Raw genomic sequence first — 23,749 nt, forward strand, 5'->3', positions numbered from 1 at the left:
TAAGAGGAGGGGACCCTGTAAGTAAAATAACTTCTACAAATTGTGCTATAATAACAACCACATATAAGTGAAAAGGGGAAAAAGAATGGCTGAAAAGCCTTATAAAACTTCAAGGGACATCTTTCGAGGAGCCTTGATTTTAAGTGCTGCGGCCATTATCGTGAAAATTTTGAGTGCAGCCTATCGCATTCCATATCAAAATGTCGCCGGGGATATCGGGTTCTATATTTATCAACAGGTATATCCTTTTTACGGAGTGGCTTTGACACTCTCTACGCTTGGTTTTCCCGTTGTTATATCAAAACTCATTGCAGAACGGGGCTCTTCCGAAAATGACTACACGATAAAAGACATTCTGTCGACTGCTTTGGTTGTTTTAGGTTCCATCGGTTTATTGTTATTCATGGCTCTATTTCTCGGAGCGGATTGGATTGCGGGGATCATGAGAGACCCAGAGTTATCAGGGCTTTTGAAAATCATAGCATTTTCCTATTTACTCATGCCGTTTTCATCCGTTTTAAGAGGATTCTTTCAAGGGAAAAATGATATGATTCCAACGGCTGGCTCCCAGGTCGCTGAACAAAGTATCCGGGTTGTAACCATCCTTGTATTATCGACACTGTTTGTGCATATGGGCTATTCTCTGTATGATGTCGGTAAGGGCGCGGTCTTCGGTTCGATTACGGGAGGGATATCGGGGCTTGTTCTGTTGTTTGCCTTCGTGCTTTTGAGACGGGAGTGGAAGCTGTTTAAGCCAATGGGTGTTAAGAGGCCCCACTTCATTCGTATTTCCAGGAGCTTAATCTTTCAAGGTTTCGCCTTTTGTGTGACCGGGCTTATACTCATCCTGTTTCAATTTGTGGATTCCTTTCACCTCTACTCGCTATTGAGAGGGTCCGGGATGGGTGAAGGAGAAGCCAAAGGGTGGAAAGGGGTCTATGACCGGGGACAACCTTTGCTTCAGTTGGGGACCGTCGTGGCGAACTCTTTTGCATTGGCGCTTGTCCCTGTTATCTCCGGGTTTGTCCGGGACCGTAATGATCAAGAAATTCTAGGAAAGGTTAGATTGGTGTTGCGTGTGAGTGCAACGATTGGATTGGCTGCCGCCGTGGGTTTGATGGCAACGATGAGACCGGTCAATTACATGTTGTTCACAGACTCAAAAGGTACAGTCACCTTAGCCATCTATTCCATATCGATATTATTTACGTCACTAATCATGGCAAAAGCTGCGGTGATACAATGTCTGGGTCATTCGGTAGCCCCGGTAATCATCACGCTAATCGGGGTAGGGAGCAAGTGGCTATTAGATCTTGCCCTTATCCCTCGCTATCACATTGCAGGGGCGGCATGTGCTACCGTTCTGGCTTTCTTTATCATGACGATTTTGTTTTATATAGTAGTAAAGGTACATATCAAAAAGCCTTTATTTGAAAAGAGGCACCTGTATATTATTTTAGGAAGTACGGCTTGCATGGGATTGGCAGTCCTGCTATTCAATGAAGCATTCCGCTGGGTGATGCCACCTGAAGAAAGTAGGATGCTTGCTACATTCCAAGCATTAGGCGGAGTGGGCATGGGAGCGGTGATCTTCTTATTCATGATCATCCGTACTGGGTTGTTCACGGAAGAGGAGCTTGCCTTGATACCAGCAGGGTTAAAAGTTAAACGGCTTATTAAAAAGAAGAATCGAGGTACTGAAAATGTTGACGAATGAGATAACGATTATAGGTCTTGGTGCGGGCGATTTAGACCAGCTCCCATATGGAATCTATAAGAAACTGACTCAAACAAAGGAATGCTTCGTCCGGACAATGGACCACCCGGTCATCACGGATTTGACGGCGCTAGGAACTAAGTTCCTTTCTTTTGATTCAATATATGAAAAACATGACCAGTTCGAAGCTGTATACGAGGAAATATCAGAGACGTTATTAAGCGAAGCCATGAATGGTCCTGTTCTATACGCTGTACCAGGCCACCCGATGGTTGCCGAGAAGACGGTCCAGCTCTTACTGGAGAAAGGACCGGACCGTGGAGTTGCCATTAAGCTTGAAGGTGGTCAAAGCTTCCTTGATCCTCTATTCCAGGCCGTGAAGATTGACCCGATTGAAGGATTTCAACTTCTGGATGGAACGGATCTTTCCCCGGACGACTTACATATCCGGCAACACATGATCATCGGGCAGGTATACGATGCCTTCAGTGCTTCTAACGTGAAATTGACGCTGATGGAGAAGCTTCCTGATGACTATACAGTGTATATCGTAACAGCGGCAGGAAGTAGCGAGGAAAAGGTTACCCAATGTGCGCTTTATGAGTTAGATCGGCAAATGGAACTGAGCAACCTAACGAGTGTTTATGTACCGCCCGTTAAAGAAGAGGCCTTGCAGTACCGGGAATTTTCCAAGCTTCGTCAAATCATTGCGCAGCTTAGAGGACCTGATGGATGTCCGTGGGATAAGAAACAAACACATGATAGCCTAAAAAAATATTTAATAGAAGAGGCTTATGAACTGATAGACTCAATCGATGAAGAAGATGATGAAGGAATGATTGGGGAATTGGGGGACGTGCTGCTACAAGTGATGCTTCACGCGCAAATTGGTGAAGATGAAGGCATGTTCACTATAGATGATATAATTGGCGGGATTTCGGCTAAAATGGTCCGGCGCCATCCTCATGTGTTCGGAGATGTAGAAGTGAGTGGCGAGGAAGACGTTTTAGTGAACTGGCAGAAAATCAAAGAAGAAGAAAACGGACAAGACGCAGACAGGGATGTCTCCCTTTTAGATGGTGTGGAGAAATCACTGCCAAACTTGCTTCGTGCCGAGGATTATCAGAAAAGGGCAGCGAAGGTCGGGTTCGACTGGGGAGAGGTTTCCGAAGCATGGAAAAAGGTTATAGAAGAAGTGCAAGAATTTGAAGACGAAATGAAGGATCCTAACCCAAATAAAGATCGGATAAAGTCCGAATTGGGCGACCTCTTTTTTGCGCTTGTCAATGTTTCGCGCTATTATGACATACAAGCGGAAGAAGCTGTCCATAAGGCAAATCTTAAGTTTTATAAACGGTTTACATATATAGAAGAATGTATCAAAAAGGAGGAAAAGAATTTCTCTGATTATACACTGGAGGAATTGGATTCCTATTGGAATGAAGCCAAAGCAAAAGGACTTTAAATTATAAGGGGATGTAAACATGCCAATGAGATTAGATAAATTCCTTAAGGTATCAAGATTAATCAAGCGAAGGACCCTTGCGAAAGAAGTTGCGGATAAAGGTCGTATCACCATCAATGGGCAACAGGCAAAGGCGAGTTCAAATGTAAAAGAGGGTGACGAATTAACGGTGCGTTTTGGTCAAAAGTTGGTTACCGTCCGCGTAGAGAAAATCCAGGAAACGACGAAGAAAGAAGCAGCCGCCGAGATGTTTTCAATCATTAAGGAAGAAAAGCTGGCAGAAGAGTAGGGACAGGCTTGTTCTAATTCATCCCATCTGCACATACACTTGTACAAAATCAATGGTATTGTGAGGGATGGAAATGAGCCAATATATTGATCCAAATGCTGGTTATACAAAAGGAACGATTCAGGAACATGATGTCACGATGAAGGGCCGTCGTTTATTGGATATTACCGGGGTGAAACAAGTGGAAAGTTTCGATAACGAAGAGTTTCTGCTTGAAACATCCATGGGCTTCTTATCTATTCGTGGACAAAATTTACAAATGAAGAATCTAGATGTGGATAAAGGGATTGTTTCAATCAAGGGGAAGGTATTTGACCTCGTATACTTAGATGAACAATCTGGGGAGAAAGCTAAAGGCTTCTTTGGCAAATTGTTCAAATGACCCTGACGATTCAATTTTATACGTTGCTTGCGATGATTGGAATGGGCAGTTTGTTTGGTGCTGCCCTAGATACGTATAACCATTTCTTGAAGCGTTCAGAGAGGAATAAGTGGATTGTTTTCCTCCATGACTTTCTTTTCTGGATCATTCAAGGCCTAGTCATTTTTTATGTCCTGTTTTTAGTGAATGAGGGTGAGCTACGCCTCTATTTATTTTTGGCCTTATTATGCGGATTTTCTGCCTACCAAGCTCTTTTTAAAGATTTGTATCTTCGATTATTGTCATTTGTCATTTCTTTGGTGGTCAAGCTGTTTAGATTTCTAACAGAACTGGTCCGCCTGGTACTATTTGAGCCAATTAAATGGATCATCATGACCATATTTGTATTCATCATGGGGATAGGCAAGGGTGTCGGAACGCTTTTAAAAGGGATAGGTAAAGTGATTCTCTTTGTATTAAATATATTCTGGAAGCCTCTAAAATGGATATTTTTAAAAATGTGGAATTTATTTCCGGTTTTTGTTACAAAAAATGGCGAGAAGTTTTATAATAAAGGCAAAGGGATTTTATTGAAAATGAAGAATTCTATTAGTGAGACAATCCATAAATGGAGAAAAAGAAGAAAATGAGGAGTGATAGGACCATGAGCAGCCTCAAGAAAAGGAATGTAGCAAAAATCGAAAATCCTTATGTCGCTCAACAAGAGAAAAAGGTACAAACAGTCAAAAAAAAGAAACGTGGTTTAGTCCGCCGACTAACGCTATATTCCGTTTTCGCTGCTATCTTTTTGATTGTGGCTGTGTCCACTCTCGTTACGCAGAATATTGCCTTAGATGAAAAAGTACAGCAAAAGGAAGAACTAGAAGGAAAGTTAGCGAAAATGGAAAAGAAAGAGTCACTTCTTAAAGAAGAGATCGTAAAACTGAATGATGAGGAGTACATCGCAAAGATCGCGAGAAGGGATTACTTCCTATCAGATAAGGGTGAAGTCATCTTCAACCTTCCAAAGGCGAAGGAAGATAGCGACTAATATTGACACTATTTTTTTACTTTAGCTATAATATAAGTGAAGAGATTTTTTAACATTTCTAAGGAGGAACATTTTTTTTATGTCAATCGAAGTAGGCAGCAAGTTACAAGGAAAAGTAACGGGCATTACTAATTTTGGTGCATTTGTAGAGTTAGCCGAGGGTTCTACGGGTCTTGTCCATATCAGTGAAGTAGCGGATAATTATGTCAAAGATATTAATGACCATTTGAAGGTTGGGGACATAGTTGAAGTGAAAGTCATCAATGTGGAAAAGGACGGTAAAATTGGCTTATCCATAAAAAAAGCAATAGACCGACCTGAGGGAGAGAGAAAACCTGCGTATACACCACGTCCGCGCCAGGGAAGAGGGAATGATAATCGTTCGAAAGACTCTCGTTCTAAAGGGAATGGTTTTCAACCTAAGGAAAACTTTGAGCAAAAAATGGCTAAATTCTTAAAGGATAGCGAAGACCGCTTAACGACACTCAAGCGAAGCACCGAAACAAAGCGTGGAGGGCGCGGAGGAAGACGCGGATAAACTTGCTGCTGAAATGGATTAGCAACGTTTCTGTTAATAATTCATAGTATGAATACAAATATAGATCATGGATAAAGGCAAGCCTACTAGGCTTGCCTTCTTTTAATATAGTGATAGGTTCAAAAAACTGATCTTAGCTATGGCAAAAAGACTTATGCCAACTAAAAAGCGCCTCGGTTTACTCTCCTAATGAAGAGGGAACCGAGGCGCTTTTTTTTATGGGATGACCCGTACGGGAATCGAACCCGTGTTACCGCCGTGAAAGGGCGGTGTCTTAACCGCTTGACCAACGGGCCAGAATTAGTAAAAAGATAGCGGCAGAGGGGATCGAACCCCCGACCTCACGGGTATGAACCGTACGCTCTAGCCAGCTGAGCTACGCCGCCATAATGATAAGTGCTACTGAAGCACAAGTTATATCTTACAGTCGTGCTAGAGGATTGTCAACAGAAAAAAGAAAAAATGTCACTTTCCAAATTTAACTTAAATATTCAGGGCATTTTCCACAAAAATAACCTAAAAACTTTGCTTTTCTTCAGAAATAAACGAACACCTGTTTCTCTATTTAAGAAAAGCGTTTAAAAACCTGTATACAAATGAACGTTCAAGAAGAATTTCGTCGAACGTTTTTTAGTATGACTTATAAAATTATGACAAAAAAATAGAGATGTCCTCTATATAATAAAAATCAATAATACGAATGGGGTGTTGAAATGGAGAAAATCGAAAGACCTATGATGGAACCGCTTGGAGATGTTCAGTTAAAGGAAGCGAAGGATGGGGCGATCAATTGGATTCAGACGCTTCAGGCAAAAACGGATGACATATTTATAAAGAAGGGAATTTCATTAGCCATTATCGGTTTTTTATTAGGACGAGCCTTGATTCTTTCACAATTATCACCATTTGCCCTTCCGTTTTTCGCTGCTGTGTTTCTCATGCGTCGTGATCGAGCGCCACTTGCACTATTCGGTTTAATCGCAGGGGGGCTGACCATTCATTACTCCAATAGTTTAGTGATCTTTGCATCCGCGTTCCTGCTCCTTCTTTTTAATAAGATTAAGAGACCGGGAGTTGAAGGACAGTTCAAGACGATGTCGATGTATGTGTTCGCTTCACTCTTCCTGGTCAACCTGGCCCAGCAATATCTGGTCTTCCGAACGATTCAGCTATACGACATGATGATGATCGGGGTGGAGGCGGGACTCGCAATGATTCTTACCCTAATATTCATACAGTCCATCCCGCTGCTATCCATACGTAAAAAATCGCAATCATTAAGGACGGAGGAAATCGTCAGTATAATCATCCTGCTTGCATCAGTGATGACCGGGACAATAGGCTGGATGATTTATGATTTATCTCTCGACCATATATTTTCACGATATCTGGTCCTCCTATTCGGGCTGGCAGGAGGGGCCGCCATAGGCTCCACTGTCGGCGTCGTCACCGGTTTAATATTTAGCCTGGCAAGCATCGCGAGTCTCTATCAAATGAGCCTCCTTGCCTTTTCGGGCTTGCTTGGGGGATTACTGAAGGAGGGAAGAAAGGTCGGCGTTGCCGCAGGCCTATTAATTGCAACGCTATTAATAGGCCTGTACGGAGAAGGAACCAACAATATCATGGTCACACTATATGAATCGCTTATTGCCGTCTTATTATTCGTATTAACACCGTCATCCATCATAAATAAAATTGCCAAGCATATACCCGGAACCGCTGAAAATTCAGATGAACAGCAGCAGTATGCCCGGAAAGTGAGGGACGTGACCGCCCAAAGGGTAGAACAGTTCTCACATGTATTCGAGGCGCTTTCCAATAGTTTCTCACAAGTCGATGAAAGAGGAAGAGTGGAGGAGGATGAAAAAGAGTTTGATTACTTTTTAAGCAATGTTACTGAAAAGACCTGTCAGATCTGTTTTAAGAAGGATCAATGCTGGGCCAAGAACTTTAATACAACCTATGATGGAATGCAGGAAATTATGATTCAATTGAGTGAAAATGATGGACAGCTTCCCCAAAAAACGTCAAAGGAGTGGGATAAGTACTGTACGAGAGGTCCGCAGGTCGTAGGGGCGATAGCCCAGGAACTTAATTATTACGAAGCCAATCAAAAACTGAAAAGGCAGGTGAAAGAGAGTAGGAGACTAGTAGCTGATCAGTTACGGGGTGTATCAGCCGTAATGGAGGACTTCGCCAAGGAAATTCAAAGGGAAAGGAAAAATCATCATCTGCATGAGGAATCTATAATGGAGGCCATTCAGGATTTTGGTCTAAATATTGGGTATGTGGAGATTTACAGCCTTGAACAGGGAGGTGTCGATATAGAAATGAGCGTCCCTTACTGTCAAGGAAGGGGGGAATGCGAGAAATTGATTGCTCCTATGCTTTCCGATATTTTAGGGGAAACGATTGTTGTTCATTCTGAGGAATGTGCCAAGTATCCACAAGGCCAATGTGAGGTGATATTCAGGTCGGCAAAAAAATTCACGGTTGAAACGGGTGTAGCACATGCTGCAAAGGGAGGAGGGCTTGTATCAGGGGATAGTTATACGACAATGGAAATTGGCGCCGGGAAATATGCGATTGCCATAAGCGACGGGATGGGCAATGGGGAGAGGGCTCATTATGAAAGCACGGAAACATTGAAGTTACTTCAGAAATTTTTACAATCCGGAATAGAAGAAAAGATAGCCATAAAATCTGTAAACTCCGTATTATCTCTGCGAACGACTGATGAAATATTTTCTACTCTTGACCTAGTAATGATTGACCTTCAAGATGCAAAGGCTAGATTTTTAAAAATCTGTTCCATACCAAGCTTTATTAAGAGGGGGGATAAAATCATTAAAATAGAATCCAGTAACCTGCCAATGGGCATTATTCAAGAAGTTGATGTAGATGTCGTATCCGAGGAACTGAGGGATGGCGATATATTGATCATGATGAGTGATGGAGTGTTCGATGGCCCATCTCATGTGGAAAACATTGAGTTTTGGCTTAAACGGAAAATCAAGGAAATGGAAACGGACGACCCGCAGGAAATATCTGATCTAATCCTAGAAGAAGTCATACGGACAAAAGGAGTCATAGATGACGACATGACAGTGGTCACTTCGAAAATCAAGCATAATACACCGAAATGGGCTTCGATTCCCGTTTCGGCCAAACGAAAAAAAGCCCAATAGAGGAGGAGTGCCTATAAAAACCATAAGGAGGAATCAATGTGCCAAGTTGGTACCTTTTCACCCGATATAACAAGTTCGCAGGAACTAAGATTTACATAGGCAACCAGTCATAGAATGTTGACTGGTTGCCTATGTATTTTATTGTATAAATTCCTCCCTTTTAGTCAAGTATGGTAACAGATTGAAAGGAAGGGAGAGCCAAACATGAAAGCAGGTACATTAAGACAGGTTTTGCTTATAACGGACGGCTGCTCGAATCATGGTGAGGAGCCTGCTTCAGTAGCTGCACTAGCAAGGGAGCAGGGCGTCACCATCAATGTCATAGGAGTATTGGAAAACGATGTAATAGATGAAAAGGGCCTGAAAGAAATCGAGAAAATTGCGGGTGCCGGGGGCGGTGTCAGCCAAATCGTTTATGCTCAACAATTATCACAAACCGTTCAGATGGTGACTCAAAAAGCCATGACGCAAACTATACAAGGAGTTATTAATCGTGAACTTCAACAAATATTAGGTGACTCTAGAACGATGGAAGATCTCCCGCCAGATAAAAGAGGAGAAGTGATGGAGGTGGTCGACGAGCTAGGAGAAACGAGCGAGCTTGAGGTGCTAATCCTTGTCGATACAAGTGCGAGTATGAAACATAAGCTTCCGACCGTGAAGGATTCCTTGTTAGACCTTTCCCTCAGTATGAATGCAAGAATGGGCGATAGCCAGTTTTCCGTCTTTGCATTTCCCGGGAAAAGGAATGATGTGGAAAAACTGCTTGATTGGACGCCGAACTTGGAAGCGTTGACGAAAATATTTTCCAAGCTTAGTACGGGAGGGCTCACACCAACAGGACCAGCAATACGGGAAGCACTTTCTTATTTCAATAAAAAACGTTCGTTGAGGGGATTGTTATCGAATGATGATGAACAATACTTTGAGGAATCTATGTAAGCTCCCCCCTGGAAGTATCATTACTGGAAAGTGGAATAAGAACCATTACACAATTATCAAGGAGTTGGGCTGCGGTGCTAACGGATTTGTTTATCTAGTAGAGAGCAAAAACCGTCATTATGCTCTGAAGCTCAGTGATAATGGGACATCGATCATTTCAGAGATGAATATTCTAAAATCCTTTTCCAAGGTCCAGGGGTCTACCCTTGGACCTTCATTTTTGGAAGCGGATGATTTTATGACCAAAGGAAAGCAACTCCCGTTTTATGTAATGGAGTATATTCACGGTCATGATTTCTTGTATTTCATTGAGAAGAAAGGGTTCTCGTGGATTGGGGTCTTGGCCCTTCAATTATTGACTAGTTTATCTGCCTTGCATGCAAATGGGTGGGTCTTTGGCGATCTAAAGCCAGAGAATTTGATCGTGACTTCCCAGGACTATAAAGTGCGATGTGTAGATGTCGGCGGAACGACCTTGATTGGGAGATCGGTGAAGGAATTCACCGAATTCTTCGATAGGGGATACTGGGGGTTGGGGTCAAGAAAGGCTGACCTACAATATGATTTGTTCGCTGTTGCCATGATTATCATCAATTCGGCCTATCCAGCGCGTTTTCAGAAAAAAGGGGAAGGGTATAGTCAACTAACAGACGTGATTAAACAGAAAAAGGAATTACAACCATATAGAAAGATGCTGGATAAAGCGCTTCTCGGGAAGTATGACTCCGCCTTACGGATGCGTGAGGACCTAGTTGTCTTACTTAGTGACCAGAAGCATTCAAAGAAAAAGACGTCGAGTCAAGCTACTACGAGACAAGCAAGAAGAAGCCAGAGGCAGCCGAAGAAAAAGAAGGGGGGATTTGTAGAGACTTTTTTAGTGGTGGCCGTCATCTCGATAATCTATGTTCTTTACATATATGAACAGTTGTTATGATATAGTTAATAAAGTGTAGAGGTGGAATATTTGAAACCCATTACACTTTTTAAACGTAGAAACTAATACCTGTACATAAAGAAGGAAGATCCCATGTTAAAGGAAAAAGTTCTAAAGACCATTCATAGGAACCACTTGATTCAGGAAGGTTCGAAATTGCTCGTAGGTGTATCTGGAGGGCCTGACTCATTGGCACTTTTACATTTCCTTAAGGAAGCCCAACCTATTTTTCATTATGAGCTCATTGTTGCGAGTGTTGACCATATGTTTCGGGGCGACGAATCCCTTGCCGATTATCAGTATGTCAAACAAATGTGCGAACAGTGGGATATTGTTTTTGAAGGCAAAAGGATTGATGTGCCAGCATATATTGAAAAAACCGGTCAGAGTTCTCAATTGTCATCAAGAATGCTGCGTTTTGCTTTTTTTGAAGAAATGATGGATAAACATCAGGCAGATACGCTCGTTTTGGGACACCATGGCGATGATCAAGTCGAAACGATTCTCATGCGTTTGACTCGAGGGGCGACAGGTCAAGCGAGAGCAGGAATCTCCCTGAAAAGACCTTTCCATGGCGGTCAGCTAATCAGGCCTTTTTTGGAAGTTACCAAGGATGAAATCATCGAATACGCAACCATTCATCATCTTGAGCCTAGATACGACCCAAGTAATGAAAAGAATGATTACCTGAGAAATCGTTTCAGGCACGAAGTCCTTCCGTTCCTAAAGAAAGAAAATAGGCTTGTTCATGAACACTTCCAGCGCTTTAGTGAAGAGGTAATGGAAGATGAGAAGTTCTTACAGGATCTGGTCAGGAAAGAAATGTCCGAGATATGGGTTCAACAGGATAGGAAACATTCTGTAATTCGGATAGATAAGGTACTTGCGATGCCTAAACCTTTACAAAGAAGATCTATTCAACTAATATTAAACTATCTTTATTTGAAGAGACCTTCATCGCTTTCGGCATTACATATCGATCAACTTTTAGCTTTGTTTTTAAATCCTCAACCTTCAGCAGAACTGCATCTCCCGGAAGGCCTTATTGTAGAAAAATCCTATCAAACATGCATCTTTAGTTTTTTTCGCCAAGAAAGCCAAGAATATTCTATTATAGTACAAATTCCCGGTGAGACTATTCTTCCGAATGGATATAAAATTAAAGCACACTATATAAAAGATGAAATTCCCTATAGTAAAGGAAATGATTCTTTTATACTCCCTGAATCGGCTGTTCGACTCCCATTGATTGCCCGCACAAGGCAGGAAGGCGATAGAATGGATGTTAAGGGATTGGGTGGAACGAAAAAGTTGAAGGGGATTTTTATCAATGAGAAAGTCCCGATGCTAGAAAGAAATGCATGGCCGATTATCATCGATCAAGCAGGGATGGTCATTTGGCTTCCCGGTTTAAAGAAATCGGATGTTGAGGCGGACCAGGTTTCTGATGAATCATCTTTAATCTACTTAGAATATAATAAAGCTTAATCTTCTTGGGGGGCAATTAATTACAATGACCATGCAAAATGACATTGAAAAAGTGTTAATATCTGAGGAAGAACTTCAACAGAAAATCAGAGAAGTGGGAGCACAGCTTGAGGCTGATTACAAAGATAAGTTCCCACTGGCTATCGGTGTTTTAAAAGGCGCTATGCCATTTATGTCAGATTTATTGAAACGTGTTGATACACACCTTGAAATGGACTTCATGGATGTTTCGAGCTATGGAAACTCCACTGTATCATCTGGTGAAGTGAAAATCATCAAAGACCTTGATACATCAGTAGAAGGCCGTGACGTACTAATCATTGAGGATATCATCGACAGTGGTTTAACTCTAAGCTATCTTGCAGAGCTCTTCCGCTACCGCAAAGCAAAATCCATTAAAATCGTTACATTGTTAGACAAACCAACAGGCAGGAAGGCTGACATTACTCCGGATTACGTTGGATTTATCGTCCCTGATGCATTTGTTGTAGGATATGGCCTGGATTATGCGGAAAGATATCGTAATCTCCCATACATCGGCATATTGAAACCTGAGATTTACACGAAATAATAGTATTCAGTTAAAAGAGATGGCCAGATAAAAACAGCGGTGTTAAATTATTGTAATTCATTAATTTTGTATGATAATATTTACTATAGTTTGTTTACCCGTGGGAGGAGGTAAGGGATGAATCGGATCTTCCGTAATACCATATTTTATTTACTGATATTTTTAGTCATTATTGGGATTGTGAGCATCTTTAACAATAACAATGAACCTCAGGAAAAATTGACCCAAGATCAATTCTATAAGCATTTGGAGAGTGGGGACGTCAAGTCATTAACGATGCAACCCGAAGGCAGTGTTTTTGAAATTACAGGGAAGCTGAAGGAATATGATGAAAACAAGTATTTTGTTGCATACGTTCCATTTAGTGAGTATGCACAGAGTCGCATTGGCGAAGCTGTAGAAAAACAAGGTACTGAAGTTGTTGATGTTTTACCTCCAAAACAAACAAGTGGCTGGGTTACATTCTTTACTTCGATCATTCCATTTGTAATCATTTTCATACTATTCTTCTTTTTACTTAACCAAGCACAAGGCGGCGGTGGCGGCCGAGTGATGAACTTCGGGAAAAGTAAGGCGAAGCTGTATAACGATGATAAGAAGAAAGTTCGTTTCAATGATGTTGCCGGGGCAGACGAAGAAAAGCAAGAGCTTGTAGAGGTCGTGGAATTCTTAAAAGACCCTCGCAAATTTGCTGAGCTTGGTGCCCGTATTCCTAAAGGGGTCCTATTGGTGGGTCCTCCAGGTACAGGTAAAACCTTACTTGCACGAGCGGTAGCTGGTGAAGCAGGCACGCCTTTCTTCTCAATCAGTGGATCTGATTTCGTAGAAATGTTCGTTGGTGTCGGTGCATCTCGTGTTCGTGACTTATTTGAAAATGCAAAGAAAAACGCACCATGTATCATCTTCATTGATGAAATCGATGCAGTAGGTCGTCAAAGGGGCGCAGGCCTTGGCGGCGGTCATGATGAACGTGAACAAACGTTGAACCAATTGCTTGTTGAAATGGACGGTTTCGGTGGAAATGAAGGCATTATCATCATCGCCGCAACAAACCGTGCAGATGTATTGGATCCAGCATTGCTACGACCTGGCCGCTTCGACCGTCAAATTACAGTTGGGCGCCCAGATGTAAAAGGCCGTGAAGAAGTATTGAAAGTTCATGCTCGTAACAAGCCTTTGGCAGAAAGCGTGGATTTAAAAGCAATCGCTCAACGTACACCTGGATTCTCGGGTGCCGATCTTGAAAACTTACTGAATGAGGCGGCTCTTGTTGCAGCCCGTCAAGATAAGAAAAAAATCGATATGTCCGATTTGGATGAAGCGTCGGATCGGGTAATTGCAGGTCCTGCAAAGAAAAATCGCGTGATATCGAAAAAAGAACGGAATATTGTTGCCTGGCATGAAGCGGGTCATACAATTATCGGTCTGGTCCTCGATGATGCAGAAGTGGTTCATAAAGTTACGATTGTCCCTCGTGGTCAAGCTGGTGGATATGCCGTCATGCTTCCGAAAGAAGACCGTTTCTTCATGACCGAGCCTGAACTAAAAGATAAGATCGTTGGTCTTTTAGGTGGTAGGGTAGCCGAAGAAGTTACTTTTGGTGAAGTGAGTACGGGTGCTCATAATGACTTCCAACGTGCGACAGGCATTGCCCGTAGTATGGTTATGGAATATGGAATGAGTAAACTTGGACCTCTTCAGTTTGGAAATTCACAAGGACAGGTGTTCTTGGGCCGCGACTTCAATAATGACCAAAACTATTCCGATGCAATCGCTTATGAGATTGATTTGGAAATACAACGCATCATTAGAGAAGCTTACGAAAGATGTAAGAAAATCCTTACTGAAAATCGTGAAAAACTTGATTTGGTTGCCAAGACCCTGCTAGAAGTGGAAACGCTGGATGCAGAACAAATCAAAGGGCTTTTCCAAGATGGTAAATTACCAGAACGGGATTATACAGCTCTTAATGGGAATTTGACTACTGATGAAAACGTAAAAGTTAACATCAATACGAAAAAGGAAAAAGAGGCTCTTTTAGATCCATTAGATAAAAGAGAACCTGAGGACCTTGAGATAACGGAGGAAGGATTGAATACACCTCCGATTGAAGAAGGTACACCTCAAGATAAGCCACTTTCTTTCCCAAAAGAAGATGACAATAAAAAGTTGTAAGTTGACTTGAAACCAAAAGGGTATTTCCTCCTCGGAAATACCCTTTTCTTTACACTATAAATATGAGAAAGCCTACAAAATTTTCAGCTGGCATATTTTTACCTTTTGAGAAGCGCGACTAATAGCATCGAAAATAACAGTATGGTATGATGTGGGAGAATAATTTAGCGGAGTGGTGAAAACAATGATTTTTGTACTAGATGTTGGGAATACGAATACCGTATTAGGCGTATACGATGAAGAAATACTGAAATATCATTGGCGAATTGAAACAAGCCGCAATAAAACAGAAGATGAGTATGGAATGGTCATAAAGTCTTTACTGCAACATGAAGGTCTCTCATTCGACCAATTTGACGGCATCATTATATCATCGGTTGTACCGCCTATAATGTTTGCGCTTGAACGCATGTGCAAAAAATACTTTGGAATCAAACCACTTATCGTTGGACCTGGTATTAAAACGGGATTGAATATAAAGTATGAAAACCCTCGCGAAGTGGGAGCGGACAGAATTGTGAATGCTGTAGCAGGCATACAGGAATTTGGAAGCCCTCTCATCATCGTCGATTTTGGAACCGCAACGACATATTGTTATATAAATGAGGAAAAGCAGTACATGGGGGGAGCAATCGCCCCAGGGATCGGAATTTCTACAGAAGCGCTTTACTCGAAAGCATCCAAGCTACCGAGAATTGAAATTAGCCGTCCAGACGGAATAATAGGTAAAAATACGGTTTCGGCCATGCAGTCAGGTATTTTATACGGGTATGTAGGCCAAGTCGAAGGAATCGTAAACCGCATGAAAGCACAAAGTAATTTAGAGCCGACAGTCATTGCCACTGGTGGATTGGCCACGTTGATTGCCAATGAATCCACAGTTATCGATGTTGTGGAGCCCTTCTTAACATTAAAAGGCCTACAGCTAATTTACAAAAGGAACCGAGAGCAAGTAAAGAAGTAAACCTAAAAAAACAGCATGGGAGGACATATAAATGAAAGATTATTTAGTAAAGGCGTTAGGATATGAAGGTCAAGTGCGAGCGTATGCGGTCTCCACAACAGAAACTGTAGGGGAAGCGCAACGGAGGCATTATACCTGGCCGACAGCATCGGCTGCACTTGGGCGTGCTATGACTGCCGGAGTAATGATGGGTGCCATGTTGAAAGGTGAAGAAAAGCTTACGATTAAAATCGAGGGCGGAGGACCTATAGGTTCCATCCTTGTTGATAGTAATGCAAAGGGGGAAGTGCGTGGATATGTAACGAACCCACAAACTCACTTTGATTTAAATGAACAAGGAAAATTGGATGTCAGAAGAGCGGTTGGAACCGAGGGGTTATTAACCGTCGTGAAAGACATTGGTTTACGTGATAATTTTTCTGGGCAGGTTCCTCTAGTTTCGGGAGAATTAGGTGAAGACTTCACGTATTATTTTGCAACATCAGAGCAGGTACCTTCCTCGGTGGGAGTGGGCGTATTAGTGAATCCTGATAACTCGATTCTAGCCGCGGGTGGTTTCATCATCCAACTAATGCCCGGTACTTCTGACGAAACGATTACGAAAATCGAACAACGTCTAAGCACCATCGTTCCTGTTTCTAAAATGATTCAAAATGGTTTAACTCCGGAAGAAATCCTAACAGAACTATTAGGGGAAGGAAATGTACAGGTTCTAGAAAAAATAGATGTAGAATTCTCATGCCCATGTTCAAGGGAAAGGATTTCTAATGCCTTAATAAGCCTCGGGCAAGAGGAAATCAGGGATATCATCGAGACGGAAGGACAGGCTGAGGCCCAATGCCATTTCTGTAATGAGACATACCAATTTTCCAAAGAGGACCTTGAAGAACTAGAAAAGGAAACACAAAAATAAAAAAAAGACGGGAGAAAAGGGTTTTGTCTAAACAAAAGCTTAGGGCAATCATTGCTGGTCTTGCCTTGTTGAACCTATTGACAATCCTAATCTTTGTCATCTGGCCATTCATCGCTTCCAAAATCACTTTAGGAGAGGAAACGGCAGCGAAGATTGGCTCTAAAGATATTTCCCGGGAAGCATGGATCAATGAACTTGAAAAACGATATGGTAAAGACGTGCTTGAGGAAATGGTTGATAAAGAAGTAGTGGGACAAGCAGCGAAAAAATACAAAGTGACCATATCCGAAGATGAAGTGGATCGGGAACTGAAGATGATGAAAACGATGTATGGAACTGCTGGTCAGAATCTAAGTAAAAGCAAAGCCCAATGGAAGCAGGAAATTCAATCGAATCTCCTGCTCGAGAAGCTGCTTACAAAGGATGTCACAGTTTCCGAAGCGACCATGGAGGACTATTATGAGAATAATAAGGACATCTATCGAATACCCACTACCTATCATATTTCTCAAATAACTACATCGACTAAGGCTCAAGCAGAGCAAATAATAAAAGAACTGAATAAAGGCGTTTCATTTCCTGTGTTAGCCATGGAGAAATCTCTTGATGAATTCACAGCAAATCAAGGGGGAGACATGGGGTATATATCGCAGGATAATGAACAAATCTCGAAAGCATATATTTCCGCTGCCGAAAAGTTAAAGGTGGGAAATTGGAGCCAACCGGTTGAGACGGATGAAGGATGGGCTGTTCTCTATTTACATGAGAAAATTGACGGTAGGCAATACTCGTATAAGGAAGTAAAAGAGCAAATACGCCGCCAAAAAGCCTTGGAACAAATCCAGGCGCCGGTATCCGGTAAGATTTTCTGGGATGAGTTTGATGTAGATTGGGTATATGGATCAGAAGATCAAAAGTAGGTAAAAGGATATAAAAGAAAATTTAGAAAATTGCAGATAAACATTGACAACGAACTAGTGAAACTGGTAACTTTAAATTAATAAAACCAATAAACATACTCGGTATTAATAAAAGGAGTGGAGAACATGGCACGTATAGTTAATTCAGTAACGGAATTAATCGGGCAAACGCCTATAGTAAAATTAAACAAGCTTCAAAACGAAAATAGTGCAGATATTTATTTGAAACTTGAATATTTTAACCCAGGGAGCAGCGTTAAAGACAGAATCGCTCTTGCTATGATCGAAGCCGCAGAAAAAAGTGGAGATCTTAAACAAGGCGATACGATCATTGAGCCTACAAGTGGTAACACTGGGATTGGCCTTGCGATGGTAGCTGCAGCAAAAGGGTATAAATCAATCCTTGTAATGCCTGAAACGATGAGCTTGGAACGTCGCAACTTGCTTCGTGCTTATGGAGCTGATTTAGTTCTAACGCCTGGACCTGAAGGAATGAAGGGTGCCATTGCTAAAGCGACTGAGTTATCTAAAGAACACGGATACTTCATTCCACAACAATTCGAAAATAAAGCGAACCCTGAAGTTCACCGTAATACTACCGGTCCAGAAATCATTGAAGCGTTTGGTGAAGATGGCCTGGATGCATTTATCGCAGGAATTGGAACGGGCGGTACGATTACTGGTGCAGGTGAAGTACTTCGTGAAAAATATCCTGATATTAAGATCTACGCTGTAGAGCCTGCCGATTCACCTGTATTGTCAGGAGGAAACCCCGGCCCACATAAAATTCAAGGAATCGGTGCAGGATTCGTTCCTAGCATTTTAAACACAGATCTTTATGATGAAGTTATTCAAGTAAACACGGATGAATCTTTTGAATACGCCCGTCGTGCTGCAAAAGAAGAAGGTATCCTAGGTGGTATTTCATCCGGTGGGGCTATCGCTGCCGCTGTTAAAGTTGCTGAGAAACTAGGAAAAGGCAAGAAAGTCCTTGTAATCATTCCAAGTAATGGTGAGCGTTACCTAAGTACACCTTTGTATAACTTTGAATAAGAGTAAAAGTTAACCGAGAAGCAAAGCACCTCTAGGGTGCTTTGCTTCTCTTTTTTGTGTAGTAATGAGGTTCTGGATTTTAAGGTGCTTGCGCTTTGCCTGGGTATATAGGTAAACTCATATATATACGTAGATTTTTTAATGAAGGAGAACGTCCTATGTCATTAGCTAGTACATCGAAGATCAAATGCGGTTCATTAGAATTGGATTACGGCAAAAAGACTTTAATTATGGGGATTTTAAATGTTACGCCTGATTCATTTTCCGATGGAGGAAAATATAATCGGGTAGATGCTGCATTAAGACATGCTGAGCAGATGGTTGAAGATGGTGCGGATATCTTGGACATCGGTGGTGAGTCGACCCGGCCTAATTATGAACGGATAACGGATGAGGAAGAGATAGAACGTGTCGTACCTATCATTGAAGCGATTTCCCGTACTTTTGAAATTCCTATCTCCGTTGATACGTACAAGTCCAAAGTTGCAGAAGCGGCATTGAAAGCAGGAGCGCACATCCTGAACGATATTTGGGGAGCAAAAGCAGATACACATATGGCAAAGGTAGCGGCTATGTACCAAGTTCCGATTATTTTAATGCACAACCGAGACAATATGGAGTACCAACAATTTATCCGTGATTCTTTGCAAGATCTATTCGAAAGCATTAGGATTGTGAAGAAAGAGGGAGTCTTGGATGAGAATATCATTCTAGATCCAGGTATCGGGTTTGCAAAAGATTTGACACTGAATTTGGAAATGATGAGGAATCTTGATAAGCTGGTATCATTAGGGTATCCAGTACTGCTCGCTACATCGAAAAAATCCATGATCGGACAAGTTCTTAATCTACCGGCACATGAACGTTTGGAAGGGACGGCAGCAACGATATGTCATGGGATTCTTCAGGGCTGCCAAATGGTCCGGGTGCATGATGTAAAGGAAATGGGACGTACAGCTAAAATGATGGATGCTCTTATAGGAAAAGGTGAGTTTAATGGATAAGATATTTGTGAATAAGATGGAATTCTACGGATACCATGGTGTATTTCCGGAAGAAACAAAGCTTGGCCAGCGATTTAGGGTGGATCTGACTGTAGAAGCGAATTTGGCCAAAGCGGGCATGAGCGATAATCTCGAAGACTCCATTAATTATGGTGAATTATATGAAGTCTGTAAAGGTATTGTTGAAGGGGAACCGTACAAGCTGGTGGAAGCTGTTGCAGAAAGGATTGCATCGGAGTTACTCACCAAGTTTCCGAAGATCATGGTGTGTACAGTGAAGATATATAAACCAGACCCTCCTATAGCAGGACACTATGAATCGGTTGCCATAGAGATTGTAAGGGGACGCTAAAATGAAAAATATATCGTATCTATCAATTGGTTCGAACATGGGGGAGAGCTTCGATACATTTCAAAGGGCTTTCCAATTATTGAGTGAAGATCCACATATTAAACTTGTCTCTTGTTCATCATTATATGAAACGGACCCTGTCGGATATACTGACCAGGATTGTTTTTTGAATGCTGTCATTAAGGTGGAAACCGATTTAACACCAGAGGACTTATTGCGAGCATGCATGCAAGTTGAACAAGAATTAGGAAGAAAAAGGAATGTTAGATGGGGTCCTCGTACGTTAGACCTTGACATTTTGTTATATAATCATGAAAATGTTGAGACGGAGATTCTTTCAATCCCTCATCCTCGGATGCATGAAAGAGCATTTGTGATTATTCCTTTAATGGAATTGGAATCAGATATAATTCTTCCGAAAATGAATACATCCTTGAGCGACCTGCTTGAAAAGATTCCGGATAAAGAAGGAGTTCGATTATGGAAGCTGAAAAATGGGGAAGGCGTATTCGCGCTTTTCGAAAGTTAAAAGGTTTTACCCAAGAGGAGTTCGCAAAAGAGATGGGTGTTTCTGTTTCTTTGTTGGGTGAAGTTGAAAGAGGGAACCGAAATCCCACAGAGGAATTTTTACTAGAAGTGGTGGATGTTCTTAAAGTTTCAATTGAGGATCTGCAACCACTTGAGGATAAATGAAAGAGTGGTATAGGGGGTCACGATGTGTTAAAAATAGGCGATATTGAAATGAAGAACCGGGTAGTTCTGGCTCCGATGGCGGGGGTATGTAATTCGGCTTTTCGTTTGACTGTCAAAGAGTTCGGTGCAGGATTGGTATGCGCAGAGATGGTAAGTGACAAGGGAATCGTTCTTCAAAATGCCAAAACGCTGAATATGCTTTATATAGATGAAAGAGAAAAACCGCTAAGCTTGCAAATCTTTGGTGGTGAAAAGAAAAATCTAGTTGAGGCAGCGAAGTTTGTAGATAAAAATACAACGGCAGACATCATTGATATCAACATGGGATGCCCTGTCCCGAAAATCACTAAATGTGATGCCGGTGCAAGATGGTTACTTGACCCAAATAAGATATATGAGATGGTTTCGGCAGTTGTGGATGCCGTAGATAAACCTGTTACTGTTAAAATGCGCATTGGCTGGGATGATGAACATGTATTTGCTGTTGAGAATGCCAAAGCGGTAGAACGTGCAGGGGGCAAGGCAATTTCCCTTCATGGCAGAACCCGGGTTCAATTGTATGAAGGGAAAGCTAATTGGGACATTATTCGAGAAGTGAAAAATTCCATTAACATTCCCTTGATTGGAAACGGTGATGTGGAAACCCCGCAAGATGCTGAAAGAATGCTAAAGGAAACTGGCGTTGATGGAGTCATGATTGGTCGGGCGGCCTTAGGGAACCCGTGGATGATATACAGGACAGTGAAGTATTTGGAAACAGGACAATTGATGGATGAGCCGACAGTCCGTGAAAAGATGGATGTATGCATTCTGCATATGGATCGTCTGATAGCGTTGAAAAATGAGCATGTTGCTGTCCGTGAAATGCGCAAGCATGCTGCCTGGTACCTTAAAGGTGTCAAAGGCAATGCAAAAGCACGTAAAGGTATTAATGAATGTGAGACTAGAGAAGATGTTACGCGACTTCTGTATGGACTCGTTGATGAATGTGAAGCGAGGGAACAAAACATCCAAATGGTTTGATGTTTGACATTACCTTCCTGTTTTTCTATAATACGTTTATCGAAAACTGCCAGTGAACCTGGCAGTTTTTATCTGTCCATATATTAGAATTTAAGATAAAAAGCTGTTGAAATCCTTTACTTTATGTAAGAATAAATAGGTATGCAATTAGAAAGTTCAAATAGTTATATGAGGCTTTGATTAATAGAGATGGAGATGATTTTCGTGAGTCATGAAGAATTGAATGACCAACTGCAGGTAAGACGCGACAAAATGCAGGCTATGATTGACAATGGACAAGACCCGTTCGGCAGCAGGTTCGAGCGTTCCCATACTTCGCAGGAGATTGTTGATGCATATGGTGCATTGGAAAAAGAAGAGTTAGAGGAGAAAGAAATAGAAGTTACCATTGCAGGTCGTGTCATGACCAAACGTGGTAAAGGGAAAGCTGGTTTTGCCAATATACAAGATATAAGTGGCCAAATCCAAATATACGTCCGCTTAGATAAGGTTGGAGAAGAGTCATACCAAATTTTCAATCAAACGGATCTTGGTGATATCGTGGGAATCACGGGTGTCATCTTTAAAACGAAAGTCGGCGAACTTTCCATTAAAGCTAAAGAATATGTGTTCCTTTCTAAAGCATTGCGCCCACTTCCCGATAAGTTCCACGGTTTGAAGGATGTAGAGGAGCGTTACCGGAAACGCTATGTTGACTTAATTACAAATGAAGAAAGTAAAAACACTTTAATCATGCGCAGTCGTATTGTGCAGGCTATGAGACGTTACTTAGACGATCAAGGATATTTGGAAGTGGAAACACCGCTATTGCACTCTGTAGCAGGTGGAGCGGCTGCACGCCCATTCCTGACTCACCATAATGCATTGGATATGCCCTTAAACTTAAGGATTGCCATTGAACTTCACTTGAAACGCCTGATTGTCGGCGGCTTAGAGAAAGTCTATGAAATCGGTAGAGTATTTAGGAATGAAGGGGTCTCCACTAGACATAACCCGGAATTCACTCTTATTGAATTATACGAGGCGTACGCGGATTATAAGGATATCATGAGCTTGACAGAGAACTTGGTTGCCCATATTGCACAAGAGGTTCTTGGAACCACAACTATCCAGTACGGAGAATATGAAATCGATTTAAAACCAGAGTGGAAAAGACTCCATATGGTTGATGCTGTAAAAGAATATACTGGTGTAGACTTTTGGACTACTATGAGCAAAGAAGAAGCGCAACAACTTGCGAAGGAAAATGGGATTGAAGTGAAAGAGTCCATGGAATTTGGTCATATCGTTAACGAATTCTTCGAACAAAAAGTAGAAGATAAGTTAATCCAACCTACATTCATCTATGGACACCCAGTAGAAATTTCACCTTTAGCGAAGAAAAACCCAGAGGATGATCGATTTACTGATCGATTTGAATTGTTCATAGTGGGAAGAGAGCATGCGAATGCATTCACGGAATTAAACGATCCAATTGATCAACGCCAACGCTTTGAGGCACAATTGAAAGAGCGTGAGCAAGGAAATGACGAAGCTCATGAAATGGATGAGGACTTCTTGGAGGCTTTAGAATATGGTATGCCGCCAACCGGAGGATTGGGAATTGGGGTCGACCGTCTGGTTATGTTGCTGACGAATTCGCCTTCGATTCGTGATGTCCTGTTATTCCCGTTAATGAGACATCGTTAAGCCATAAGGAAAACCGGTGAATCAGAACCGATTTAGGAAGTGTGTATATGAGCAGCGACTCATGGCACACTGTTCTAAATCGGTTTTTTGTTTTTTGATTATAATTTTGTTAGGTTGTTAGGGTTTGATTTTTAGCTTTTAAATAAAAACTTTTGCTATTTCAAAAAAACTTTAAAAAAGGTATTGCGCAGTTTGCGTAATGATGTTATATTTATATCTGTTGTTACGAACGAGTTTCACACGGATTACAAACTTCGAAAAAGTTTTAAAAAGTTCTTGACTCTGAGTTAACAAGATGTTATAATAAATAAGCTGTCGTAAGGCATTGCTCTTTGAAAACTGAACAAAACAAAGCGCCAACGTAAATTTTGAGTGAGCACACACTATAAAAAAGCAAAATGAGCAAGTCAAACATTTCT

At 41.6% G+C, this 23,749-nt stretch carries 23 protein-coding genes and 2 tRNA genes; 23 read left to right on the forward strand and 2 right to left on the reverse strand.

What is annotated here, in order from left to right; translation table 11 throughout:
• Window positions 1-85 precede the first annotated feature (85 nt).
• From ACQKL6_RS19600 to ACQKL6_RS19630, 7 genes are all read left to right on the forward strand, one after another.
• A complete protein-coding gene (locus ACQKL6_RS19600; protein ID WP_402875920.1) occupies window positions 86-1,717 on the forward strand; it encodes a putative polysaccharide biosynthesis protein in 1,632 nt (543 codons plus the stop codon).
• Window positions 1,704-3,182: a nucleoside triphosphate pyrophosphohydrolase gene (gene mazG / locus ACQKL6_RS19605; protein WP_402875922.1), complete on the forward strand. Its 1,479-nt coding sequence runs from the start codon at window positions 1,704-1,706 to the stop codon at window positions 3,180-3,182. Before ACQKL6_RS19600 ends, mazG begins: the two co-directional genes overlap by 14 nt.
• 25 nt (window positions 3,183-3,207) lie before the next feature.
• Complete coding sequence (locus ACQKL6_RS19610) at window positions 3,208-3,471, forward strand: RNA-binding S4 domain-containing protein (protein WP_402875960.1); 264 nt, start codon at window positions 3,208-3,210, stop codon at window positions 3,469-3,471.
• Window positions 3,472-3,544: 73 nt separating this feature from the next.
• Window positions 3,545-3,853, forward strand: a complete 309-nt coding sequence (gene yabP / locus ACQKL6_RS19615; RefSeq protein WP_402875924.1) for a sporulation protein YabP — start codon at window positions 3,545-3,547, stop codon at window positions 3,851-3,853.
• Window positions 3,850-4,482 carry a spore cortex biosynthesis protein YabQ gene (yabQ, locus tag ACQKL6_RS19620; protein WP_402875926.1) on the forward strand — a complete coding sequence of 211 codons (633 nt, stop codon included), beginning with the start codon at window positions 3,850-3,852 and terminating at the stop codon, window positions 4,480-4,482. Before yabP ends, yabQ begins: the two co-directional genes overlap by 4 nt.
• A gap of 14 nt (window positions 4,483-4,496) precedes the next feature.
• Window positions 4,497-4,883 carry an FtsB family cell division protein gene (locus ACQKL6_RS19625; RefSeq protein WP_402875928.1) on the forward strand — a complete coding sequence of 129 codons (387 nt, stop codon included), beginning with the start codon at window positions 4,497-4,499 and terminating at the stop codon, window positions 4,881-4,883.
• Window positions 4,884-4,962: 79 nt separating this feature from the next.
• Window positions 4,963-5,421, forward strand: coding sequence for a S1 domain-containing RNA-binding protein (locus tag ACQKL6_RS19630; RefSeq protein WP_402875930.1), 459 nt, complete (start codon window positions 4,963-4,965; stop codon window positions 5,419-5,421).
• A 224-nt stretch (window positions 5,422-5,645) separates the two neighbouring features.
• Here the strand turns inward: ACQKL6_RS19630 and ACQKL6_RS19635 are convergent.
• Together ACQKL6_RS19635 and ACQKL6_RS19640 are read right to left on the reverse strand one after the other, a co-directional pair.
• Window positions 5,646-5,717 (reverse strand) — tRNA-Glu (locus ACQKL6_RS19635).
• A 16-nt stretch (window positions 5,718-5,733) separates the two neighbouring features.
• Window positions 5,734-5,807: transfer RNA gene (locus tag ACQKL6_RS19640), tRNA-Met, on the reverse strand.
• Window positions 5,808-6,134: 327 nt separating this feature from the next.
• On the opposite strand from ACQKL6_RS19640, the gene spoIIE reads away from it, so the two are divergent.
• The 16 genes from spoIIE (at window position 6,135) to lysS (ending at window position 23,330) form a co-directional block, all read left to right on the forward strand.
• The gene (gene spoIIE / locus ACQKL6_RS19645; protein ID WP_402875932.1) at window positions 6,135-8,609 is read left to right on the forward strand and encodes a stage II sporulation protein E; all 2,475 of its coding nucleotides are present in this window, start codon (window positions 6,135-6,137) and stop codon (window positions 8,607-8,609) included.
• Window positions 8,610-8,813: 204 nt separating this feature from the next.
• Complete coding sequence (locus tag ACQKL6_RS19650; protein WP_427651777.1) at window positions 8,814-9,551, forward strand: VWA domain-containing protein; 738 nt, start codon at window positions 8,814-8,816, stop codon at window positions 9,549-9,551.
• Complete coding sequence (locus ACQKL6_RS19655; RefSeq protein WP_402959606.1) at window positions 9,517-10,485, forward strand: protein kinase domain-containing protein; 969 nt, start codon at window positions 9,517-9,519, stop codon at window positions 10,483-10,485. Before ACQKL6_RS19650 ends, ACQKL6_RS19655 begins: the two co-directional genes overlap by 35 nt.
• Before the next feature lie 93 nt (window positions 10,486-10,578).
• Window positions 10,579-11,973, forward strand: a complete 1,395-nt coding sequence (gene tilS / locus ACQKL6_RS19660) for a tRNA lysidine(34) synthetase TilS (protein ID WP_402959608.1) — start codon at window positions 10,579-10,581, stop codon at window positions 11,971-11,973.
• Between the two features lie 31 nt (window positions 11,974-12,004).
• Window positions 12,005-12,544, forward strand: coding sequence for a hypoxanthine phosphoribosyltransferase (gene hpt, locus ACQKL6_RS19665; protein ID WP_402875962.1), 540 nt, complete (start codon window positions 12,005-12,007; stop codon window positions 12,542-12,544).
• A 117-nt stretch (window positions 12,545-12,661) separates the two neighbouring features.
• A complete protein-coding gene (gene ftsH / locus ACQKL6_RS19670; protein ID WP_402875938.1) occupies window positions 12,662-14,719 on the forward strand; it encodes an ATP-dependent zinc metalloprotease FtsH in 2,058 nt (685 codons plus the stop codon).
• A gap of 184 nt (window positions 14,720-14,903) precedes the next feature.
• Window positions 14,904-15,683, forward strand: a complete 780-nt coding sequence (locus tag ACQKL6_RS19675) for a type III pantothenate kinase (RefSeq protein ID WP_402875963.1) — start codon at window positions 14,904-14,906, stop codon at window positions 15,681-15,683.
• Window positions 15,684-15,714: 31 nt separating this feature from the next.
• Window positions 15,715-16,596, forward strand: coding sequence for an Hsp33 family molecular chaperone HslO (gene hslO, locus ACQKL6_RS19680; protein ID WP_402991769.1), 882 nt, complete (start codon window positions 15,715-15,717; stop codon window positions 16,594-16,596).
• A 23-nt stretch (window positions 16,597-16,619) separates the two neighbouring features.
• Entirely contained in the window at window positions 16,620-17,516 is an 897-nt protein-coding gene (locus tag ACQKL6_RS19685) for a peptidyl-prolyl cis-trans isomerase (RefSeq protein WP_402875944.1), read from the forward strand.
• Between the two features lie 126 nt (window positions 17,517-17,642).
• The gene (gene cysK, locus ACQKL6_RS19690) at window positions 17,643-18,569 is read left to right on the forward strand and encodes a cysteine synthase A (RefSeq protein ID WP_402875947.1); all 927 of its coding nucleotides are present in this window, start codon (window positions 17,643-17,645) and stop codon (window positions 18,567-18,569) included.
• A 158-nt stretch (window positions 18,570-18,727) separates the two neighbouring features.
• Complete coding sequence (gene folP, locus ACQKL6_RS19695; protein WP_402875949.1) at window positions 18,728-19,573, forward strand: dihydropteroate synthase; 846 nt, start codon at window positions 18,728-18,730, stop codon at window positions 19,571-19,573.
• Window positions 19,566-19,925 (forward strand): dihydroneopterin aldolase, encoded by a 360-nt coding sequence (folB, locus tag ACQKL6_RS19700; protein ID WP_402875951.1) that lies wholly within the window; start codon window positions 19,566-19,568, stop codon window positions 19,923-19,925. Before folP ends, folB begins: the two co-directional genes overlap by 8 nt.
• A gap of 1 nt (window position 19,926) precedes the next feature.
• The gene (gene folK / locus ACQKL6_RS19705) at window positions 19,927-20,454 is read left to right on the forward strand and encodes a 2-amino-4-hydroxy-6-hydroxymethyldihydropteridine diphosphokinase (protein ID WP_402959614.1); all 528 of its coding nucleotides are present in this window, start codon (window positions 19,927-19,929) and stop codon (window positions 20,452-20,454) included.
• Window positions 20,406-20,618, forward strand: a complete 213-nt coding sequence (locus tag ACQKL6_RS19710) for a helix-turn-helix domain-containing protein (RefSeq protein WP_402875955.1) — start codon at window positions 20,406-20,408, stop codon at window positions 20,616-20,618. Before folK ends, ACQKL6_RS19710 begins: the two co-directional genes overlap by 49 nt.
• Before the next feature lie 24 nt (window positions 20,619-20,642).
• On the forward strand, window positions 20,643-21,641 hold the full coding sequence (dusB, locus tag ACQKL6_RS19715) for a tRNA dihydrouridine synthase DusB (RefSeq protein WP_402875956.1): 999 nt from the start codon (window positions 20,643-20,645) through the stop codon (window positions 21,639-21,641).
• 195 nt (window positions 21,642-21,836) lie between these two features.
• Window positions 21,837-23,330, forward strand: coding sequence for a lysine--tRNA ligase (gene lysS / locus ACQKL6_RS19720; protein WP_402875958.1), 1,494 nt, complete (start codon window positions 21,837-21,839; stop codon window positions 23,328-23,330).
• The last annotated feature ends 419 nt before the right edge of the window (window positions 23,331-23,749 follow it).

Source organism: Peribacillus sp. NPDC097197 (assembly GCF_050278025.1).
GTDB lineage: Bacteria > Bacillota > Bacilli > Bacillales > DSM-1321 > Peribacillus.

Coding starts and splice junctions, on each gene's coding strand:
- ACQKL6_RS19600 (WP_402875920.1), top strand. CDS start 86: ATGGCTGAAAAGCCTTATAAAACTTCAAGGGACATCTTTCGAGGAGCC.
- mazG (WP_402875922.1), top strand. CDS start 1,704: ATGTTGACGAATGAGATAACGATTATAGGTCTTGGTGCGGGCGATTTA.
- ACQKL6_RS19610 (WP_402875960.1), top strand. CDS start 3,208: ATGAGATTAGATAAATTCCTTAAGGTATCAAGATTAATCAAGCGAAGG.
- yabP (WP_402875924.1), top strand. CDS start 3,545: ATGAGCCAATATATTGATCCAAATGCTGGTTATACAAAAGGAACGATT.
- yabQ (WP_402875926.1), top strand. CDS start 3,850: ATGACCCTGACGATTCAATTTTATACGTTGCTTGCGATGATTGGAATG.
- ACQKL6_RS19625 (WP_402875928.1), top strand. CDS start 4,497: ATGAGCAGCCTCAAGAAAAGGAATGTAGCAAAAATCGAAAATCCTTAT.
- ACQKL6_RS19630 (WP_402875930.1), top strand. CDS start 4,963: ATGTCAATCGAAGTAGGCAGCAAGTTACAAGGAAAAGTAACGGGCATT.
- spoIIE (WP_402875932.1), top strand. CDS start 6,135: ATGGAGAAAATCGAAAGACCTATGATGGAACCGCTTGGAGATGTTCAG.
- ACQKL6_RS19650 (WP_427651777.1), top strand. CDS start 8,814: ATGAAAGCAGGTACATTAAGACAGGTTTTGCTTATAACGGACGGCTGC.
- ACQKL6_RS19655 (WP_402959606.1), top strand. CDS start 9,517: ATGATGATGAACAATACTTTGAGGAATCTATGTAAGCTCCCCCCTGGA.
- tilS (WP_402959608.1), top strand. CDS start 10,579: ATGTTAAAGGAAAAAGTTCTAAAGACCATTCATAGGAACCACTTGATT.
- hpt (WP_402875962.1), top strand. CDS start 12,005: ATGCAAAATGACATTGAAAAAGTGTTAATATCTGAGGAAGAACTTCAA.
- ftsH (WP_402875938.1), top strand. CDS start 12,662: ATGAATCGGATCTTCCGTAATACCATATTTTATTTACTGATATTTTTA.
- ACQKL6_RS19675 (WP_402875963.1), top strand. CDS start 14,904: ATGATTTTTGTACTAGATGTTGGGAATACGAATACCGTATTAGGCGTA.
- hslO (WP_402991769.1), top strand. CDS start 15,715: ATGAAAGATTATTTAGTAAAGGCGTTAGGATATGAAGGTCAAGTGCGA.
- cysK (WP_402875947.1), top strand. CDS start 17,643: ATGGCACGTATAGTTAATTCAGTAACGGAATTAATCGGGCAAACGCCT.
- folP (WP_402875949.1), top strand. CDS start 18,728: ATGTCATTAGCTAGTACATCGAAGATCAAATGCGGTTCATTAGAATTG.
- folB (WP_402875951.1), top strand. CDS start 19,566: ATGGATAAGATATTTGTGAATAAGATGGAATTCTACGGATACCATGGT.
- folK (WP_402959614.1), top strand. CDS start 19,927: ATGAAAAATATATCGTATCTATCAATTGGTTCGAACATGGGGGAGAGC.
- ACQKL6_RS19710 (WP_402875955.1), top strand. CDS start 20,406: ATGGAAGCTGAAAAATGGGGAAGGCGTATTCGCGCTTTTCGAAAGTTA.
- lysS (WP_402875958.1), top strand. CDS start 21,837: ATGATTTTCGTGAGTCATGAAGAATTGAATGACCAACTGCAGGTAAGA.